Origin of the sequence: Pseudomonas sp. MWU16-30322 (genome assembly GCF_020515535.1) — a bacterium.
GTDB classification, from domain to species: Bacteria; Pseudomonadota; Gammaproteobacteria; order Pseudomonadales; family Pseudomonadaceae; genus Aquipseudomonas; species Aquipseudomonas fluorescens_H.
The window spans coordinates 138612-156987 of sequence record NZ_JAIWYL010000010.1; the positions used below are offsets into that span (position 1 = coordinate 138612).

Annotated in this window: 17 protein-coding genes; 9 read left to right on the forward strand and 8 right to left on the reverse strand. The window is 59.9% G+C overall.

The window, feature by feature from the left end:
* From LCH64_RS21420 to LCH64_RS21430, 3 genes are all read right to left on the reverse strand, one after another.
* Entirely contained in the window at window positions 1-3102 is a 3102-nt protein-coding gene (locus tag LCH64_RS21420; RefSeq protein ID WP_103485648.1) for a multidrug efflux RND transporter permease subunit, read from the reverse strand.
* A complete protein-coding gene (locus tag LCH64_RS21425) occupies window positions 3099-4259 on the reverse strand; it encodes an efflux RND transporter periplasmic adaptor subunit (RefSeq protein WP_226501185.1) in 1161 nt (386 codons plus the stop codon). Before LCH64_RS21425 ends, LCH64_RS21420 begins: the two co-directional genes overlap by 4 nt.
* A gap of 440 nt (window positions 4260-4699) precedes the next feature.
* A complete protein-coding gene (locus tag LCH64_RS21430; protein WP_226501186.1) occupies window positions 4700-4960 on the reverse strand; it encodes a hypothetical protein in 261 nt (86 codons plus the stop codon).
* A gap of 146 nt (window positions 4961-5106) precedes the next feature.
* Here LCH64_RS21430 and LCH64_RS21435 point away from each other — a divergent pair, with 146 nt between their 5' ends.
* From LCH64_RS21435 to LCH64_RS21445, 3 genes are all read left to right on the forward strand, one after another.
* A complete protein-coding gene (locus LCH64_RS21435) occupies window positions 5107-5412 on the forward strand; it encodes a type 1 fimbrial protein (RefSeq protein WP_098965528.1) in 306 nt (101 codons plus the stop codon).
* A gap of 111 nt (window positions 5413-5523) precedes the next feature.
* Window positions 5524-5763 carry a hypothetical protein gene (locus tag LCH64_RS21440; RefSeq protein WP_003228000.1) on the forward strand — a complete coding sequence of 80 codons (240 nt, stop codon included), beginning with the start codon at window positions 5524-5526 and terminating at the stop codon, window positions 5761-5763.
* Between the two features lie 130 nt (window positions 5764-5893).
* Window positions 5894-6859, forward strand: coding sequence for a transporter substrate-binding domain-containing protein (locus tag LCH64_RS21445; RefSeq protein WP_226501187.1), 966 nt, complete (start codon window positions 5894-5896; stop codon window positions 6857-6859).
* A gap of 116 nt (window positions 6860-6975) precedes the next feature.
* Here LCH64_RS21445 and LCH64_RS21450 read toward each other — a convergent pair whose 3' ends face one another.
* From LCH64_RS21450 to norR, 5 genes are all read right to left on the reverse strand, one after another.
* Window positions 6976-7725, reverse strand: a complete 750-nt coding sequence (locus LCH64_RS21450; RefSeq protein ID WP_226501188.1) for a YkgJ family cysteine cluster protein — start codon at window positions 7723-7725, stop codon at window positions 6976-6978.
* A gap of 86 nt (window positions 7726-7811) precedes the next feature.
* On the reverse strand, window positions 7812-8135 hold the full coding sequence (locus LCH64_RS21455; RefSeq protein ID WP_226501189.1) for a hypothetical protein: 324 nt from the start codon (window positions 8133-8135) through the stop codon (window positions 7812-7814).
* A gap of 146 nt (window positions 8136-8281) precedes the next feature.
* Window positions 8282-8740 carry a GNAT family N-acetyltransferase gene (locus tag LCH64_RS21460; RefSeq protein ID WP_226501190.1) on the reverse strand — a complete coding sequence of 153 codons (459 nt, stop codon included), beginning with the start codon at window positions 8738-8740 and terminating at the stop codon, window positions 8282-8284.
* Window positions 8741-8767: 27 nt separating this feature from the next.
* The gene (locus LCH64_RS21465; protein WP_003227992.1) at window positions 8768-9670 is read right to left on the reverse strand and encodes a chemotaxis protein; all 903 of its coding nucleotides are present in this window, start codon (window positions 9668-9670) and stop codon (window positions 8768-8770) included.
* Between the two features lie 273 nt (window positions 9671-9943).
* Window positions 9944-11497: a nitric oxide reductase transcriptional regulator NorR gene (norR, locus tag LCH64_RS21470; protein ID WP_226501191.1), complete on the reverse strand. Its 1554-nt coding sequence runs from the start codon at window positions 11495-11497 to the stop codon at window positions 9944-9946.
* Window positions 11498-11659: 162 nt separating this feature from the next.
* Here norR and hmpA point away from each other — a divergent pair, with 162 nt between their 5' ends.
* The 6 genes from hmpA (at window position 11660) to cyoD (ending at window position 18372) form a co-directional block, all read left to right on the forward strand.
* Window positions 11660-12841, forward strand: coding sequence for an NO-inducible flavohemoprotein (hmpA, locus tag LCH64_RS21475; RefSeq protein WP_226501192.1), 1182 nt, complete (start codon window positions 11660-11662; stop codon window positions 12839-12841).
* A gap of 261 nt (window positions 12842-13102) precedes the next feature.
* Window positions 13103-13612: a disulfide bond formation protein B gene (locus tag LCH64_RS21480; protein WP_003227988.1), complete on the forward strand. Its 510-nt coding sequence runs from the start codon at window positions 13103-13105 to the stop codon at window positions 13610-13612.
* An 825-nt stretch (window positions 13613-14437) separates the two neighbouring features.
* Window positions 14438-15379: a ubiquinol oxidase subunit II gene (gene cyoA, locus LCH64_RS21485; RefSeq protein ID WP_003227985.1), complete on the forward strand. Its 942-nt coding sequence runs from the start codon at window positions 14438-14440 to the stop codon at window positions 15377-15379.
* Window positions 15380-15382: 3 nt separating this feature from the next.
* The gene (cyoB, locus tag LCH64_RS21490) at window positions 15383-17410 is read left to right on the forward strand and encodes a cytochrome o ubiquinol oxidase subunit I (RefSeq protein ID WP_226501193.1); all 2028 of its coding nucleotides are present in this window, start codon (window positions 15383-15385) and stop codon (window positions 17408-17410) included.
* A 3-nt stretch (window positions 17411-17413) separates the two neighbouring features.
* A complete protein-coding gene (gene cyoC / locus LCH64_RS21495; RefSeq protein ID WP_003227982.1) occupies window positions 17414-18037 on the forward strand; it encodes a cytochrome o ubiquinol oxidase subunit III in 624 nt (207 codons plus the stop codon).
* A complete protein-coding gene (gene cyoD, locus LCH64_RS21500; protein WP_003227981.1) occupies window positions 18037-18372 on the forward strand; it encodes a cytochrome o ubiquinol oxidase subunit IV in 336 nt (111 codons plus the stop codon). Before cyoC ends, cyoD begins: the two co-directional genes overlap by 1 nt.
* Window positions 18373-18376: the final 4 nt, after the last annotated feature.

Here is an 18376-nt window from a genome sequence, read left to right on the forward strand (position 1 = left end):
TCAGTCTGTAGTCGCCAGTGCCGTCGTGGGCATTGGTTTGGGCCTGTGGAACAGCCGCTCAAGCCACAAGTATATGACCGGCGTGGTAAACAGCGTCAGCATCTGGCTGACCAGCAAGCCGCCCACCACCGCGATCCCCAGCGGCTGGCGCAGTTCGGCGCCAGTGCCGTAACCGAGCATCAGCGGCAACGCGCCGAGCAGCGCGGCGAGTGTGGTCATGATGATCGGCCGGAACCGCGTCAGGCACGCTTCGAAAATCGCCTCCTGCGGCGCCAGTCCGCGATTGCGCTGGGCTTCCAGGGCGAAGTCGATCATCAGAATGCCGTTCTTTTTGACGATACCGATCAGCAGCACCAGCCCGATCAACGCCATGATCGAAAAGTCCTGACCGCAGATCCACAGCATGATCACTGCACCGAGACCCGCCGCCGGCAGGGTCGAGATGATCGTCAGTGGATGCACGAAGCTCTCATAAAGCACGCCGAGAATGATGTACACCGCCACCAGCGCCGCGAGAATCAACCACGGCTGACTGGCGAGCGAACTCTGGAATGCCTGCGCTGCGCCCTGGAAGTTGCCGCTGATTGCGGTCGGCATGCCGATCTCGGCCTTGGCCTGGTTGAGCAGGATCACCGCGTCGCCCAAGGCCACGCCGGGTGCCAGGTTGAACGACAGGTTGGCGGCGGGGAACATGCCGTCATGGGCAATCGACAGCGGGCCGATGGTCGGCGCGTCGAATTTCGCCAGCGCCGACAGCGGCACCATTTCCCCGCTCAACGGCGAGCGCAGGTAGAAATAGTTGAGGCTTTCGGCCTTGCCGCGCTGTTGGGTATCGAGCTCCAGAATCACGTTGTACTGGTTGACCTGGGTCTGGAATTCATTGATCTGGCGCTGGCCGAACGCATCGTACAGCGCCTCGTCGACATCACTCGCGGTCAGGCCGAAACGCGCGGCGGCGCTGCGGTCGATGCTGATATGGGTGATGCTGCCGCCCAGTTGCAGGTCATTGGAAATGTCGCGGAACGCCGGGATGCTGCGCAGCTTCTCGGTCAGGCGCTGGGTCCAGGTGGCCAGGGTCGCGCCGTCATTGCTCTTGAGTACGTATTGGTACTGGGCGCGGCTTGGGCCGGAGCTGAGGTTGATGTCCTGGCCGGCGCGCAGGTACAGGACGATGCCCGGGACTTTCATCAGTTTCGGACGGATACGGTCGATGAACTGGCTGGCCGAGACGTCGCGGTCGCCGCGTTTTTTCAGGGCGATCCAGAAGCGGCCGTTGGCGATGGTCTGGTTGCTGCCGGACACGCCCACCGAGTGGGAAAACGCTTCGACTGCCGGGTCGGCCGCGACGATTTCGGCCATCGCCAGGTGTTTTTTCACCATGTCGCCGTAGGAAATATCCGCAGCGGCTTCGGTGGTACCGAGCACGAACCCGGTGTCCTGAATCGGGAAGAAGCCCTTGGGAATAAAGATGTAACCGGCAATTGCCAATCCGAGGGACAGGCAGAACACGCCGATCATCAGTTTCTGATGGGCGAGGGCGCGGCGCAGGCCTTTCTCGTACCACGCCAGCAGACGCTCACTGAAGCCCGGTTTGTCATGGGCATGATGCACCGGTTTGCGCATGAACAGCGCGGCCAGGGTTGGCGCCAGCGTCAGCGATACCACTACCGAAATAAGAATGGTCGAAGTCGCGGTCAGGGCGAATTCCTTGAACAGCCGCCCGACCACACCGCCCATGAACAGCAGCGGAATGAACGCCGCCACCAGCGAGAAGCTGATCGAGACCACGGTGAAGCCGATCTCGCCGGCGCCCTTGACCGCCGCCTCACGCATGCCGTCGCCGGCCTCCAGATGCCGGTGGATGTTCTCCACCACCACAATCGCATCGTCGACCACAAACCCCACGGCCACCACAATCGCCACCAGCGTCAGGTTGTTCAGGCTGAAACCGAGGATGTACATCAGGGCGAAACTGGCCACCAGTGACACGCCGAGCACCGCCGAGACAATCAGCGTCGCCGACAGTTGGCGCAGGAACAGCGCCATCACCGCCACCACCAGCAGAATGGCGATCAACAGGGTGATTTCCACTTCATGCAGCGACGCGCGAATGGTCTGGGTGCGGTCGATCAGCACTTTGACCTGCACCGAGGCCGGCAGCATGGCTTCCAGGCCCGGCAGCGCCGCTTGAATACGGTCGACGGTTTCGACGATGTTCGCACCGGGCTGGCGCGAGATCACCAGGTTCACACCGGGTTGATCACCGGCCCAGGCTTGCACGTAGGCATCTTCCGAACCGTTGACGACTTTGGCGACATCTCTCAGGTGAACCGGGGCGCCGTCCTTGTAGGAAACGATCAGCTGGCTGTAGTCCTCGGGATGGAACAACTGGTCGTTGGTCGACAGCGTGGAGATACTCGATTCGCCATACAACGCACCTTTGGCGAGGTTCAGGCTGGTCTGCTGGATCGCCAGGCGAATGTCGGCCAGAGTCAGGCCGATGGCAGCCAGTTTGTCGGCCGAGGCTTGCACGCGGATCGCCGGACGTTGCTGACCGGTGATGTTGATCTGGCCTACACCGTCGATCTGACTGATCTGACGCGAGAGCAGGGTTTCCACCAGGTCGCTGAGTTCGGTGCCGGGCATTTGTGTGGAGCTGACACTGAGGATCAGCACCGGGCTGTCGGCCGGGTTGACCTTCTTCCAGGTCGGCAGCGTCGGCATGTCCTTGGGCAGTTTGCCGGCGGCGGTGTTGATCGCCGCTTGTACTTCTTGGGCGGCGGTGTCGATGCTTTTGTCGAGGGTGAATTGCAGGGTCAACAGGCTTGAGCCGAGCGCACTGCTGGAGGTCATCTGGGTCATGCCGGGGATGGCGCTGAATTGCACTTCAAGCGGCGTGGCCACGGAGGACGCCATGGTGTCAGGGCTGGCGCCGGGCAACTGCGCGGAAACCTGGATCGTCGGAAACTCCGCTTCCGGCAGTGGCGCAATCGGCAGGCGCGGGAAGGCAATTACCCCGAGCAGCACCAGGGCGAAGGTCAGCAGAATGGTCGCGACCGGGTGGTCGATACACCATGTGGAGACGCCTTTGTGCTCCTTCATGGCTTGGGCTCCGCTTCGACCACCTGCGGCGGCTCGGTCATCACCTGCACGGTCGAACCGGGTTTGAGCCGCGACTGGCCGTCACTGACTAATTGATCACCCGCCTTCACGCCTTTGATGATGTCCTGGCCGCTGCCCTGATAAACCATCTGCACTTGTACGGCTTCGACCTTGTCGCCGTTCACGCGGTAAACGAAGTGTTGGTCGAGGCCGCGTTGTACGACGGTAGGCGGCACCACCAGCGCATTCTTATCCAGTGCCGTCTGAATTTTTACCGTCACCAGCAGGCCCGGCCAGAGCTTCTGGCTGGCGTTGTCGAATTCGGCCTTGGCGCGGATGGTGCCGGTGTTGGCGTTGATCTGGTTGTCGATCAGGGTCAGGTGACCTTCGCCGAGCAGGTTGCCGGTTTCGCCGTCGGTGTCGGCGCCGATGTAGGCCTTGACCTGCGCGTGCTGCGGGTCGTTGATCAGACCTTGCAGGGTCGGCAGCATTTGTTGCGGCAGCGAGAACTCGACGGCGATCGGGTCGATCTGGGTGACGGTGAACAGGCCCTGGGTGTCGGTCATGCGCAGGAAGTTGCCTTCATCGACTGTGCGAATACCGACGCGGCCGGTGACCGGGGAGCGGATCTGGGTGTAGGAAAGTTGTACCTGCGCGGCGTCAATCGAAGCCTGGTTGCCTTGGGCGGTGGCCTTCAACTGGTTGACCAGCGCCTGTTGCTGATCGTAGGTCTGCTTGGAGACGCCGTCGTCGACGCTGAGCAGTTTGTAGCGCTTGAGGTTGACCAGGGCGACTTCCAGTTGGGCCTGGCTTTCGCCCAGTTGTGCGCGGGCCTGATCAAGACTGGCGCGGATCGAGCGGTCGTCGATGGTGGCGAGCAGGTCGCCTGCTTTGACCAGTTGGCCTTCTTTGACGAAGATCTTTGTCAGAATGCCGTCGATCTGCGGGCGTACCACGACGCTGTGCAATGAGAGAACCGAACCGATGCCGCTGACGTAGCGGGGGACGTCCTTTTCGCTGACTGCCACGACCCGGACCGGGATGGCGGTGGGGGTGGCGAGTTTGGTCTGGGCCGGTTTGGTGGCGTACCACAGGCCCAGAGCGGCGACGATGATCAGCGGGGTGGCGAGCAGGGCGGTTCGTTTCTGGATTCGCATGCGATTGGGGCGCCAAGGGGTTGAGTTTGGGCAGGTTGGGTATTTATAAGCTTGTTTGGGGGTCAGGAGGGTGACGGCTAGCTGTCAGCGCTGTCAGTTTCGTTTGGCTTGGCGGCCTCTGGGCCGACCATGTTGTGGGTTGATGGGGTACATATCCGTTGCTGCGGTAACGGCTTCTTATGGTTCCGCTCTTACAGCGGCTCACTTTTCCAGACGCCGGAGTGCCGGCCCAGCGAAAAGTAAGCAAAAGGCTTGGCCCCAACGTTCGGCCCTCGCTTAGGCTCGGGTTCCTTCGCTCCGGGATTGATCCGGGCGCAGCGCCTCCGGTTTGCTTCGCTGCACCTCCTCTCGCTGTGTTTGGCTGCGCCAAACGGTCGCTGCGCTCCCACCCCCGGATCAATCCCTCCACTCAGCCTGCCGACGGGGCCGGCACGGCAAGATCAAGAGCTTTCGGCGAGCTGACACTCGGCCATTTGAGTGGTGAAGAGCGTGCGTTCGGCTTTAGCGCTTTTGTGGGAGCCAGCCTGCGAGCCGACCAATTTCCAGCTGAATGCACTCAATCCAACTGTGGGAGCGGGCTTGCTCGCGAAGGCGGCCTGACAGCCGACCACTTTCCACCTGACCACACCCATTCCAACTGTAGGAGCCAGCCTGCTGGCGATGACGACAGTCCAGCCACCGCCATTCAAAACCGTGACCATCCCCCCAATTCCACCACCCAATATCTCTAAATCGGAACGTTTGTGCCTCGCAACATCTACGCTCCTAAAGATCCGCCCTCACCCGCGGATAAACGTTGTACAGCCCGGCCGTCAAATTGAGCGGGCCTCTTCGGGAGTGTCGTGCAATGAATCTGAAAACCGCTTTGGCGAGTGTGCTTGTTTTGCTTCCATTGGCAGTCTGTGCCGCGCCGCAATCGACTTCCGGCGAGATCCGTTTCACCGGGCAGATCGTCGATTCCGGTTGTGCGGTGGAGCGTGCCGGGTCGTTGGCCTCCGATGTGTCGCGGCAGGTTGAAATCAAACCGGGTCTGCAAGTTGATGTGGATACCTATCGCAACGCTTGCAGCCATCAGTCGCTGCCGTTTTCCATGACCTATCAAGCGCTGAAGACGTCGAGCGATAAAGGCATCGTCACCATCACTTACCTGTAAACCGTTCGGCGAGCGGTGCAAATCTTCAGGTGCCGAGTCTGGGCGCGCAGGTATACTGCGCGCCTTCGCGGCTCACTGTTCGGGCCCGACTTTTTGCTTTGCGGAGCTTTTATGACTTCCCCGACCCAACCGCCGGTTGACGACGCTGTGAGCGATGTCCCGGCTGAACTGGCTGACGCCAGCGAGAGCAAACCCGAGATTGCGGCTTTCAAGTTCCCGTTCAAACCGGGTGAACTGGCGGCGGCCAAGGGTTCGAATCAGCCGTGGTACAAGAACGGCGCCAAGAATGGCCACACCAAGACCCCGGGCATGGCGCCGCCGGGCACCCGTCGTTCGATGGGCAAGCGCTGATCGGACCTGACGGCATCTCTGTCAGAAAAGGATTATTCCCACAGCGATAGATGATTCGTCCTCTGGGAATGCCGGTGACCTTTCGTCAAAGATTCATGCACTTGTGAAATCTCTGATGAAGGTCGCCCCAATGTCTCTGGCAAGAAACCTGTCTGCCCTGCTGCTCCTGGCCCTGACTACCGGTTGCGTTTCGTCGCCGGTAGAGCCGACGCTCAGGTTTGGCATCGAGCCCCTTGTTCCGCCCTTTGAAAGTCGCAACGACGCAGGGGAACTGGTGGGGCTGAACATTGAATTGGGCAATGCGTTGTGCGCCGAGCTGCACAGGCGCTGCGTGTGGGTCGATCAGGATTACGCGACCAATATCCAAGCGCTCCAGGCCCATCGTTTCGATGTGATCATGCCCATGACCGCCACGCCGGCGCGGCGCGAGCAGCTGGATTTTACCGACAACCTGTATCCGCTGAGCAGCCAGTTGGTGGCGCGCAGGGCGGCGAATCTGCAACCGGATGTGCAATCGCTCAAGGGGAGGCGGGTCGGTGTGCTGGCCGGCACCAGCCGGGAAGCGTTCGCTACGGCCCGTTGGGCCGGTTCCGGCGTGACGGTGCGCAGTTTTCAGTTCAACGATCAGTTGATTGCCAGTCTTCTGGCGGGCGAAATCGACGCCACTTTGCAGGACTCCATCGAGATAACCCACGCACTGTTGAGCCAGCCTCAGGGGCACGACTTCGCGTTTGCAGGCCCGGCGATCAAGGATCCGATGCTGGGAAGCGGGGTGGCCATGGCCGTACGCAAAACCGACACCCGGCTGCGTGATGATTTGAATTCGGCGCTCGCGCGTCTCCAGCAAACGGGCGAGTATCAGGCGATCACTCGGCGCTTTTTACCGCCGATCACCAACGCTTCGCCGCGTTACCAACCCAATGTCGGAGGCTTGCCGTTTTCCGACGCAGTGCGGATTGGCGATGCGGTCTACTTGTCCGGTGTGCTGGGGCTGGATGCCGACGGCGAGCTGGTCAAAGGGGGCATCGGCCCGCAGATGACCCAGACCATGAATAATCTGCGCAGCGCGCTGCAGCGCAGCGAGTTCTTCCAATAAAAGCAGTCCCCCTCCCACAGGGTTATGGGTTGATCCATTGTTCTGTGTACAGCTCAGATCCCTGTGGGAGGGGGCTTGCTCCCGAAAGCGCCACTTCAGGCAGTACGAGATTCGGATCAAGCCGCCCGCAGCGAAATAAACGCATACGTCTGCGCCGGCTCCGTCACCACCTGTGCCCCGGCTGCGAGCAACTGCCCGGCCACATCATCCCCGGACAAATGAAACAGCCATTCACTGGATTCTGTGTTCAGAGGCTGTGCTGAAACCTGATCGATCACGGCCGCAAACGCGCCCATTTCCGGCAAATATGCGGTAAACCCATCGCCCTTGAGCGCTGTGGTGCGAATCCCCAGTGCGGCGCAGATCGCATCCTTGATCCGGATGTCATCGCGATCGGCCTGACGCGAACGCTGGATCAGCTCCAGCAGTTCCTGATCGACCAACTCCCCGCCGACAATCAGCAGCGGCCCCTGTTGCCACGACTCGGGCGGGCAATCCTTGGCGGCAGGGTTGAGTGCGATGTGTGGATTGATTTCTGCCGGATAAATCCTGCACACCAACGGCCGGCGTTCGTAAATCCGGCACAGGTTGTCATCGTCAAGATTCCGGCAGCGACCGACGTTGTAGGCAGCGAAGGTGATTGCCACGTGGGCCTCGGTGGTACCGCTGCGCACTACCGCGGAACGCCGTTCGGCGTGTTCACGCTGCTGCGCCGGCAGGCCCAGGCCGTTGCCGAGAAAGGCCTCCACCAGCACGATCACCTGACCGCCATCCGCCGCCCACATGCGGGCTTCGGCGAGGGTCAGGGGCACATGGTGGTCGGTGCAGCATTTGCCGCAACCGACGCAGGAAAACGTCGTATTCATTGCACGATCAATCTTCAATCAGAGTGTGAAACGGCGACGTAAAGTCGCCAGGCTGAGGCTGATCGAAGCAAGTTGTGCGCCAGCCCTCAAGGCTTCGCGGTCGGACGGATCGAGTCCCATTCGGTAACGAATGCTGTTTTCGACTTTTTGCTGTACAGGCACAGCTCGGTGCCTTGCTGGCCTTTCATGTGCTTTTGCGGGTATTGGCCTTGCAGCAGCACGGCGGTGTAGCCGACGCGGTCATCGAATTGCGCGGGGGTGCCGACCGGTTTGGCGTCTTTGAGGCCGCTGGCCTTGGTGCAGCTGGCGAGTACGGTTTTATCGTAGGCGGCCCAGGCGTCGGGACTGGAGGCGTGGGCCTGGGAGGCTAGGGCGGTGAGGCAGAGCAGGCTTAGGGTGAGGGCTTTCATGGTTGGGCATCCTTGGGTTTGGCCAAGGTTTGAGTGTGCCTGAGGGTGAGAAGTTGCCTGGGCCGGCCTCTTCGCGAGCAAGCCCGCTCCCACAATTGGAACGCATTTCAAATTGTGGGAGCGAGCCTGCTCGCGAAAGCGGCGCATCAGTCAGGAACAATCTCACGGCGGACTACATACATCCCGGCACTCTCATACAGACGCTGCGCCCGCAGGTTGTCTTCCAGCACCTTCAGATCGACAAACCCTTCACGGCGTTGCTGAAACACCTTGAATGCATTCAGCAGCAATGCCCGACCCAAACCTCGGCCCTGAGCACGTGGGGGCACCACCAGATTCTTGATGTACGAGCTGGTCCAGCACTGCGCCACGCCGATCACGCCTTCGGCATCGCTGGCAATGAAACACAGCGCCGGGTCGTATTCGGGATCGCTCTCGAAGCGCAGTTGCCATTCCTCCAGTGCCGGCACCCGACCGCCGCCCTCACGGTAGCCGAGTTGCATCAGCTGATGCACCGCCGCCGCCAGTTCCGGGCGATAAGTGCTCAGTTCAATGCCTTCCGGCCAGTGGATCGGCGGCACGTCTTGGCGAAGGTCGCGCCGCATCAAAAAGCAGTACGTCTGGCCCAAGACTCAGTGACCGTTGGCGGCGACGTGTTTGGCCGCTTCGATCAGCCGCTGCGTCAGTTCCGGCGAGGAGAACTTGGTCAGCACCGCGTTGGCCCCGGCCAGGCGCGCTTTCTCGCTGTTCATCGCGCTGTCGAGCGAGGTGTGCAGCAGCACGTAGAGGTGGGCGAAGTCCGGCGTCTCGCGCAGGGTGCGGGTGAAGGCGTAGCCGTCCATCTCGGACATTTCGATGTCGGAGACGATCAGGTTGATCTGTTGCGCGGTGCCTTGCAGATCCAGCAGGCAGTCGATGGCTTCCTTGGCACTGCGCGCAGTGTGGCATTGCAGGCCGAGGTTGCGCAGGGTGTGCACCGATTGCTGCAACGCCACCTGACTGTCGTCGACCACCAGAATCCGTGCGTTGCCCAGGACTTCGGCGTCTTCCATGCTCAGGTCGGTCGGGGCCATCTCGATCTGCGCCGGGGCGATGCTGTGGATGACTTTCTCGATGTCGAGCACTTGTACCAGTGTGCCGTCGACCGAAGTCACGCCGGTAATGTAGGCGCGCGAGCCGCCGGAGCCGAATGGCGGTGGCTTGATGTCGGTGGTCAGGCAATGGACGATTTTGCTCACCGCCTGAACGTGCAGACCCTGCTTGGAGCGGCTGACGTCGGTGACGATCAGGCAGCCGCCGTTCGGGTCTTCCAGCGGTCGCTCGCCGATCGCGCGGCTGAGGTCGATCACCGACAGCGAAGCGCCGCGCAGGGTGGCGATGCCTTTGACGTGCGGATGCGACTCCGGCATTTTGGTCAGCGGCGGGCAGGGAATGATTTCACTGACTTTCAGCAGGTTGATCGCCATCAGCTTGCCGCTGCGCAAGGTAAACAGCAGAAGCGAAAGTGAATCTGCGCGGGCTTTGTTGGAAGACATAAAAACCTTCTGTGGAAAAAGGTGATGGGCGAGGGTGCAAATCGCCAGAAACTATTGATGCCGGGTTATCGACTTGTCGGGGGCAGGCTTTAGGCTCAATCCCCAATCTCGGCCGAACGGCGGCGAATGCTCTGTGGCGAGGGAGCTTGCTCCCGCTGGAGTGCGAAGCGCTCCCATAACCATCCACCGCGGTGTATCAGCTTGGCCATGTCCGCTGATTTTGCGACTGCTGCGCAGCCGAGCGGGAGCAAGCTCCCTCGCCACAATGGAGATCTATCTCATTCCAAGGCGCTTGGCCATCCGCCCCAGATTCGCCCGGTCCAGCCCCAGCTCCCGCGCCGCACTCGCCCAGTTATCCTGGTTACGTTCAAGCGCAGCACTGATCAACTGCCGCTGATATTGCTCGGTGGCACTGCGCAAATCGCCGCTGATCAACGGCATCGAAGGCACCTCGGCAACTGGCTCAGCCGAGTTATCCACAACCTCGCGCGGCAGATCCAGATCTGCCGCGCTCAGGCTGAGAATCTTCGGCCGTACCTTGCAATTGCCCAGCGCTTTCAGTGCGCTGCGGCCAATCAAGTGTTCCAGCTCGCGCACGTTGCCCGGCCAAGTGTAGGCGAGCAACGCGTCCTGGGCGTCGCTGCTCAGGCGCAGGCTGTTGAGGCCCATGCGCGAGCGGTTCTGTTCCAGAAAAAAGCCGCTGAGCAGCAACACATCGCGGCCGCGATCGCGCAGCGCCGGGACCCGCAGCGGGTACACGCTCAGGCGGTGATAGAAGTCGGCGCGGTAGCGGCCGCTGCGCACTTCTTCGGCCAGATCGCGGTTGGTCGCGGCGATCAGGCGCACATCGACCTGATGTTCCTTGTCCGAGCCAAGCCGCTGCAACTGGCCGCTTTGCAGCACACGCAGCAATTTGGCCTGCACGGTCAGCGACAGTTCGCCGACTTCATCGAGAAACAGCGTGCCGCCATTGGCCAGTTCGAACTTGCCGCGGCGGTCGCTGGTAGCGCCGGTAAAGGCACCGCGCACGTGGCCGAACAGTTCGCTCTCGACCAGGGTGTCGGGCAGGGCGGCGCAGTTGAGGCTGATGATCGGTTTGTCGGCGCGCGGGGAGGCGGCGTGGATCGCCTGCGCCACCAGTTCCTTGCCGACCCCGGTTTCGCCGGTGATCAGCACGGTCAGGTCGCTGCCGCCGACCAGATTGATTTCCTCCACCAGGCGTTTGTGCGCCTTGCTCTGGCCGATCATTTCGCGCGGCTGCTGGCCGCTGGCCTGGCGGTAGACCTCGGCGCGCTGGTGCTCGTCTTCGGCACGCAGCGCCAGGCGTTCGATGCGTTCGGCGGCGTTGACCGTGGCCGAAGCGAGGCTGGCGAAGGCTTGCAAAGCGTCGAGTTCGATCGGCTCGAAACGCTCCGGGTCGAGCGCATCAAGGGTAATCAGGCCCCAGAGTTTTTCCTCGACGAACAGCGGGCAACCGAGACAGTCATGGACTTCGAGGTGATCGCCCAGACCATCGACCAGGCCATCGTAAGGATCGGGCAAGTCGCTGTCGGCGGCGAACCGGGTCGGCCCGGCGCCCTCCAGCAGGATGGCAAAACGTGGGTGTTCGCTGACTTTGAAGCGTCGGCCGAGGGTGTCGGTGCTCAATCCATCCACCGCCAATGGCACCAGCCATTCGCCGTCGAGGCGCAGCAACGCGGCGGCGTCGCATGGCAGCAGGGCGCGCAGGGCTTCGAGAAGGCGTCGATAGCGCTCGCCTTCGGGCAGTTCGCGGGACAGGTCGGAGACCAGCGGCAGTAGAGCGGTGAGCAGGGATTTGGCGGTCATGGTCTTGTAGTCAAAGAGACTCTATGTAGTCGCTATGACTATAAGGCGCTTTGAGTCTAAATGACTAATCAAAAAATAAGCCATTGATTTATAACGATAAATAATCTGGCACGAAAACTGATAAGCCTAAGGTAATTCTCAAAAAGCTCAGGAGTCACTCTTATGCTTAGCGTCCAGGATCGTGCCATCGTCAAATCCACCGTGCCTCTGCTGGAAAGCGGCGGTGAAGCGCTGATCACCCACTTCTACCGCATGATGCTCGCCGAGTACCCTGAGGTACGTCCACTGTTCAACCAGGCGCACCAGGCCAGTGGCGACCAGCCGCGTGCTCTGGCCAACGGCGTGTTGATGTATGCGCGGCACATCGATCAGCTCGACCAGTTGGGCGATCTGGTGGCGAAGATCATCAACAAGCACGTCGCCCTGCAAATCCTCCCGGAGCACTACCCGATTGTTGGCACCTGCCTGCTGCGCGCCATCTCCGAAGTGCTCGGCGACGAGATCGCCACGCCTGAGGTCATGAGCGCATGGGGCGCGGCGTACGGGCAGCTGGCCGAGATTCTGATCGGCGCGGAGACGGCGATCTACGACCAAAAAGAACAAGCGGTCGGCGGCTGGCGCGGGGCGCGGGAGTTCATCGTGGTGGACAAGGTCGAGGAGAGCGCGGAGATCATCTCGTTCTACTTCGAACCGGCGGACAAAGGTCCGATCCTTGCTGCACAGCCGGGCCAGTACATCGGCATGAAGTTGATCCTCGATGGCGAAGAGATTCGCCGCAACTACTCGTTGTCGGCACTGGCGAACAAGGGCCAGTACCGCATCAGCGTCAAACGCGAGCCGGGTGGTCGTGCGTCCAACTACTTGCACGATCAACTGCACGTCGGCGCAAGCATTGCGCTGTTTCCGCCATCGGGCGAGTTCACCCTGACGGCCAGTGACAAGCCGTTGGTGCTGATCAGTGGCGGTGTCGGCATCACTCCGACTTTGGCGATGCTTGAAGCAGCGCTGCAAACCGAACGCCCGGTGCATTTTATCCACTGCGCGCGCAATGGCAGCGTGCATGCGTTCCGCGACTGGGTCGACGGTCTGGCGGCGCGTCATCCACAGCTCAAGCGCTTCTATTGCTACGCCGAAGATGACGGCGTAAGCCCGGCGGCGGACAAGCTCGGGATGCTGAGCGCCGAGCAGTTGAGTGAATGGTTGCCGCAGCAGCGCGATGTCGATGCTTACTTTCTTGGGCCGAAAGGCTTCATGGGGGCGATCAAACGGCATCTGAAAGCCTTGGGTGTACCGGAGCAGCAGAGCCGTTATGAGTTCTTCGGGCCGGCGGCTGCTCTGGAATGATCTGAAACGCGGTTGCCTTCATTCGCGAGCAGGCTCGCTCCCGCGGGATTTGTGTTCGCCGCAGATCCAATGTGGGAGCGAGCCTGCTCGCGAAGGCCGTTACGCGGTCTCAATTATCAAATTCTGTTTAAAGGTTAATCATTCCTTAACCGCCTTATCGTTTATTCCCCCGCTACTGCGCGGCGTAATGTCCCGCGTGTAGACTTGCGGGCAACCATCAGCCGTTCAACGGCTGAACCATGGATTTGAAAGGGAAACGCGATGAGCGAGGAAACGATTCGACTGGGACGTGAGCGGCGCTTTCTGGTGCTGTTGGGGGTCATCTGTCTGGCGCTGATCGGTGGCGCTCTTTATATGCAGATCGTGCTGGGCGAGGCGCCATGCCCGCTGTGCATCCTGCAGCGTTATGCCTTGCTGCTGATTGCGCTGTTCGCCTTTATCGGCGCGGCCATGCGCACCCGACGCAGCATCACGGTGTTCGAAGTGCTGGTGGTGATCTGCGCGATCGCCGGGGCCGGTGTCGCCGGGCATCATGTGTACACCCAGTTCTATCCGGCGGTGAGCTGCGGCATCGATGTATTGCAGCCGATTGTCGACGACCTGCCGTTGGCGAAGATCTTCCCGCTGGGCTTCCAGGTCGACGGTTTCTGTTCGACACCGTACCCGCCGATCCTCGGCCTGTCGCTGGCGCAATGGGCGCTGGTGGCGTTCGTGCTGGTGGTGATCCTTGTTCCGCTGCTGACCTCGCGCAACCGAAAAGCACTGCGTTGAGTCAACTCTTCGGCTGATTGGCCGATACAGAAAACGCCTCGATTTGCGGATCAGCCGATCGAGGCGTTTTGCATTTCAGAGTGTTTGTGAAATCACCGTGACGAACGGCAACAGAGAGTGCGGCAGGTGTGCGACATGTTGTCACACGCGCCCTGTCGCAGGGCGTTTCGGCGACCCGGATTGGCGTAATGTTACAAAAAAGGATTGGTCTGTTTCGGCATTTTTCTGGTTTTGCACGGATGTGCCAGATCAGGCAGTTTTAACAAGCTCTGGCAGATGGCCAGAGGCCTTTGAATATCGGGCTTTGCGCCGATTCGATGCCGGGAAAAAGCCTTCGGAGCTGTCTGAACTGAGGTGTATAGGCCTACATTTTTTGGTGTTTTTGTTGAGAATTGATTTCGATAACATGCGGAACTTTTGCAAAAACGGTGATGGATTGTTGCTCTGAGCGATAAAAATTATTTCGGGATAAGACATGGTGTATAGGGCGCTACCTATCTACAATCGCCCGCATTGAATTCCCGGCACTGCTCGGCCTTTATAAGGAACCGAGCAGGAAGTCGGGTGTCGAGCAGGCCGAAAGGCTTTTGAGACACCCAGGTGTCGGTGCCTTCCAACTTTCCGCACCAAATGGAATTGGTCTGTAACAAGGCCTTTGACCACGAATTCGAATAAGAACTGACCGCTGTCCCAAGGTTTTGTCGAGCGTCTGACGCGCGACGGGCGGCCCTTATTCAATCCAAAGAAAATGCCAACCCTTGGCAGGGTGAAGTGTTGGCGATCAAAACCCAACTGCATTGCGCAAGCTGCTTTAGAGGTCGTGAGATGAGTAAAAACAGGTACCCCAGATTACTAGGCCTAGTGCCGCTGCTCGGCACGTTGTTGCTGGGAGGCTGCAACATGACCCTGCTCAATCCAACGGGCCAGGTCGGCCTGGAACAGCGCAACCTGATCATCACCGCCACGCTGCTGATGCTGTTGGTCGTTGTGCCGGTTATCGTCATGACCTTCCTGTTTGCCTGGAAGTATCGCGCTTCCAACAAGGACGCCGTCTATACCCCGAAATGGTCGCACTCGACCAAAATCGAGGTGGCCGTCTGGACCATCCCGGTTCTGATCATCATCGCCCTGGGTTACATCACCTACATTTCGACCCACAAACTGGACCCGTACCGTCCGATTGAATCCGACGTCAAGCCGGTGACCATCGAAGTCGTTGCGCTGGACTGGAAGTGGCTGTTCATCTACCCGGAACAAGGCATTGCCACGGTCAACAAGATCGTGTTCCCGGCGCACACGCCAATCAACTTCAAGATCACCTCCGACGCCGTGATGAACTCGTTCTTCATCCCGGGCCTGGGCGGCCAGATCTACGCGATGGCGGGCATGCAGACCAAGCTGCACCTGATCGCTGACCGCAACGCTGAAATGGACGGTATCTCCGCCAACTACAGCGGTGCTGGTTTCACCGGTATGAAATTCAAAGCGATCGCAACTTCTCAGGAAGATTTCGACGCCTGGGTAAGTGAAGTCAAAAAGGCACCTAAACAGCTTGAACAAGCTGAATACGCAGCCCTTGCCAAGCCAAGCCAGAACAATCCAGTCGAGCTCTACTCCTCGGTCACGCCGAACCTGTTCCAGATCATCGTCGACAAGTACGAAGGCATGAAACCGGGCAAGCCGCTGAAGCACGAGAAGAAAGAGAAAGAAGTGGCGGCAACGGATATGGACTCGAATTCGCATTCAGCTGCCGGGGCAGAGGAGTAAACGATGTTTGGTAAATTAAGTTGGGAAGCGATCCCTTTCCACGAGCCGATCGTGATGGTCACCATCTCGATGATCGCGCTCGGTGGTCTGGCGTTGTTCGCTGCAATCACCTACTTCAAGAAGTGGACCTACTTGTGGACCGAGTGGCTGACGTCGGTCGACCACAAGAAAATCGGTGTGATGTACATCATCGTTGCCATGGTCATGCTGCTGCGTGGCTTTGCCGACGCCATCATGATGCGTACCCAGCTGGCCATGGCCACCGAGGGTTCGCCTGGCTACCTGCCACCTGAACACTATGACCAGATCTTCACCGCTCACGGTGTGATCATGATCATCTTCATGGCGATGCCATTCTTCACCGGCCTGATGAACCTTGCAGTGCCGCTGCAGATCGGCGCGCGTGACGTTGCCTTCCCGTTCCTGAACTCCCTGAGCTTCTGGCTGCTGGTGTCCGGCGTTGTGCTGATCAACCTGTCCCTGGGCGTCGGCGAATTCGCCAAGACCGGCTGGGTTGCCTATCCGCCGCTGTCGGGTCTGCAGTACAGCCCTGGCGTGGGTATGGACTACTACATCTGGGCGCTACAGCTATCCGGGTTAGGTACGACGCTAACGGGGGTCAACTTCCTCGCGACCGTGCTGAAAATGCGTACCCCTGGCATGAAACTGATGGACATGCCGATCTTCACCTGGACCTGCACCTGGGCTAACGTCCTGATCGTGGCTTCGTTCCCGATCCTGACCGCTACCCTGGCACTGCTGACCCTCGACCGTTACATGGATTTCCACATTTTCACCAATGAACTTGGTGGCAATCCAATGATGTACGTCAACCTGTTCTGGGCCTGGGGCCACCCTGAGGTTTACATCCTGATCCTGCCGGCATTCGGCATCTTCTCGGAAGTGATCTCGGCGTTCACCGGCAAGAAACTGTTCGGCCACCACTCGATGATCTACGCTTCGGGCGCGATCTCGGTACTGGGCTTCATGGTTTGGCTGCACCACTTCTTCACCATGGGTTCGGGTGCCAGCGTCAACGCCTTCTTCGGTCTGGCGACGATGCTGATTTCCATCCCGACGGGTGTGAAACTGTTCAACTGGCTGTTCACCATCTACCAGGGCCGTCTGCGCTTCACCAGCCAGGTGATGTGGACTCTGGGCTTCATGGTGACCTTCGCCATCGGCGGCATGACCGGCGTACTGCTGGCCATCCCGGGTGCTGACTTCGTTCTGCACAACAGCCTGTTCGTGATCGCGCACTTCCACAACGTGATCATCGGCGGCGCAGTCTTCGGCTACATCGCGGGTTTCGGCTTCTACTTCCCGAAAGCGTTCGGCTTCAAGCTGCACGAAGGCTGGGGTAAAGCAGCGTTCTGGTTCTGGATCTCGGGCTTCTTCGTCGCGTTCATGCCGCTCTATGCACTGGGCTTCATGGGCATGACCCGTCGTCTGAACGCCACCACCAACCCTGAGTGGGTACCGTACCTGTACGTTGCCATGTTCGGTGCGGTGATGATCGCTGTCGGTATCGCCTGCCAACTGATCCAGCTGTACGTCAGTGTGCGTGACCGCAACAAGCCAGAGAACATGTGCGAACACGGTGACCCGTGGAATGCCCACACTCTGGAATGGTCGACCTCGTCGCCACCTCCGTTCTACAACTTCGCTGTGCTGCCTAAGGCTGACTGCATCGACCCGTTCACCGAAGCCAAGGAAAACGGTACTGCGTACCAGGCTCCGGCCAAGTACGAACCGATCCACATGCCGAACAACACCGCCACTGGCGTGGTGATGGGCGCACTGCTGACCGTCTTCGGTTTCGCGATGATCTGGCACATCTGGTGGTTGGCGATCGCCAGCCTGGCCGGCACTGTCATCTACTTCGTGATCCACGCCGTACGTGACGACCAGGGCTACATGGTTCCGGTTGAAACGATCGAGCGCATCGAAGCCGAGCAGCACAAGCGTCTGGTCGCGGCAGGGAAAATCCCGGCCAATGCCACCCGTGTAACCTCGTTGGAACAGGCTTAAACCATGTCGAACTTAGTGACCAATGTTGGACACGCCCATGGTGACCATGGGCACGATGACCATCACCACGACTCGGGCGAGATGACCGTATACGGTTTCTGGCTCTACCTGATGACCGACTGCATTCTGTTTGCGTCGATCTTCGCGGTGTACGCAGTACTGGTAAACAACGTCGCCGGTGGCCCGTCGGGCCACGACATCTTCGAACTGCCATACGTGCTGGGCGAAACCGCTCTGCTGTTGTTCAGTTCGATCACCTACGGCTTCGCCATGCTGGCGTTGTACAAAGGTAAAAAGCAGCAGGTTCTGGGTTGGTTGTTCATGACCTTCCTGCTCGGCGCAGGCTTCATCGCCATGGAGATCAACGAGTTCCACCTGCTGATCTCCGAGGGCTTCGGTCCTAGCCGTTCGGGCTTCCTGTCGGCGTTCTTCACCCTGGTTGGTACCCACGGTCTGCACGTATCCGCGGGTCTGATCTGGATGGGCATCATGATGTACCAGGTCAACAAGCACGGCCTGACGGCGACCAACAAGACCCGTCTGAGCTGCCTGAGCCTGTTCTGGCACTTCCTGGACGTGGTGTGGATCTGCGTATTCACCGTTGTTTACCTGATGGGGACTCTGTAATGGCTAATGCACACTCCCATGACAGCCATGATGCTGGCCACGGCAGCGTAAAGTCGTACGCCATCGGCTTCATCCTGTCGGTGATCCTGACTGCCATCCCGTTCGGCCTGGTGATGTTCCCGACCTTGCCGAAGTCGACCACGCTGGCAATCGTTCTGCTGTTCGCGGTAATCCAGGTGATCGTTCACCTGTACTACTTCCTGCACCTGGACCGTTCGATTGCACAACGTAACAACGTGATCGCGTTTGTCTTTACGGCCATCGTGATCCTGCTGCTGGTTGGCCTGTCGCTGTGGATCATGTTCAGCATCCACACGTACATGATGGCGAAGTGAGGTA

Excerpts from the sequence above, each read along its gene's own strand:
- LCH64_RS21420 (WP_103485648.1), bottom strand. The coding sequence starts at position 3,102 with ATGAAGGAGCACAAAGGCGTCTCCACATGGTGTATCGACCACCCGGTC.
- LCH64_RS21425 (WP_226501185.1), bottom strand. The coding sequence starts at position 4,259 with ATGCGAATCCAGAAACGAACCGCCCTGCTCGCCACCCCGCTGATCATC.
- LCH64_RS21430 (WP_226501186.1), bottom strand. The coding sequence starts at position 4,960 with ATGGTCACGGTTTTGAATGGCGGTGGCTGGACTGTCGTCATCGCCAGC.
- LCH64_RS21435 (WP_098965528.1), top strand. The coding sequence starts at position 5,107 with ATGAATCTGAAAACCGCTTTGGCGAGTGTGCTTGTTTTGCTTCCATTG.
- LCH64_RS21440 (WP_003228000.1), top strand. The coding sequence starts at position 5,524 with ATGACTTCCCCGACCCAACCGCCGGTTGACGACGCTGTGAGCGATGTC.
- LCH64_RS21445 (WP_226501187.1), top strand. The coding sequence starts at position 5,894 with ATGTCTCTGGCAAGAAACCTGTCTGCCCTGCTGCTCCTGGCCCTGACT.
- LCH64_RS21450 (WP_226501188.1), bottom strand. The coding sequence starts at position 7,725 with ATGAATACGACGTTTTCCTGCGTCGGTTGCGGCAAATGCTGCACCGAC.
- LCH64_RS21455 (WP_226501189.1), bottom strand. The coding sequence starts at position 8,135 with ATGAAAGCCCTCACCCTAAGCCTGCTCTGCCTCACCGCCCTAGCCTCC.
- LCH64_RS21460 (WP_226501190.1), bottom strand. The coding sequence starts at position 8,740 with ATGCGGCGCGACCTTCGCCAAGACGTGCCGCCGATCCACTGGCCGGAA.
- LCH64_RS21465 (WP_003227992.1), bottom strand. The coding sequence starts at position 9,670 with ATGTCTTCCAACAAAGCCCGCGCAGATTCACTTTCGCTTCTGCTGTTT.
- norR (WP_226501191.1), bottom strand. The coding sequence starts at position 11,497 with ATGACCGCCAAATCCCTGCTCACCGCTCTACTGCCGCTGGTCTCCGAC.
- hmpA (WP_226501192.1), top strand. The coding sequence starts at position 11,660 with ATGCTTAGCGTCCAGGATCGTGCCATCGTCAAATCCACCGTGCCTCTG.
- LCH64_RS21480 (WP_003227988.1), top strand. The coding sequence starts at position 13,103 with ATGAGCGAGGAAACGATTCGACTGGGACGTGAGCGGCGCTTTCTGGTG.
- cyoA (WP_003227985.1), top strand. The coding sequence starts at position 14,438 with ATGAGTAAAAACAGGTACCCCAGATTACTAGGCCTAGTGCCGCTGCTC.
- cyoB (WP_226501193.1), top strand. The coding sequence starts at position 15,383 with ATGTTTGGTAAATTAAGTTGGGAAGCGATCCCTTTCCACGAGCCGATC.
- cyoC (WP_003227982.1), top strand. The coding sequence starts at position 17,414 with ATGTCGAACTTAGTGACCAATGTTGGACACGCCCATGGTGACCATGGG.
- cyoD (WP_003227981.1), top strand. The coding sequence starts at position 18,037 with ATGGCTAATGCACACTCCCATGACAGCCATGATGCTGGCCACGGCAGC.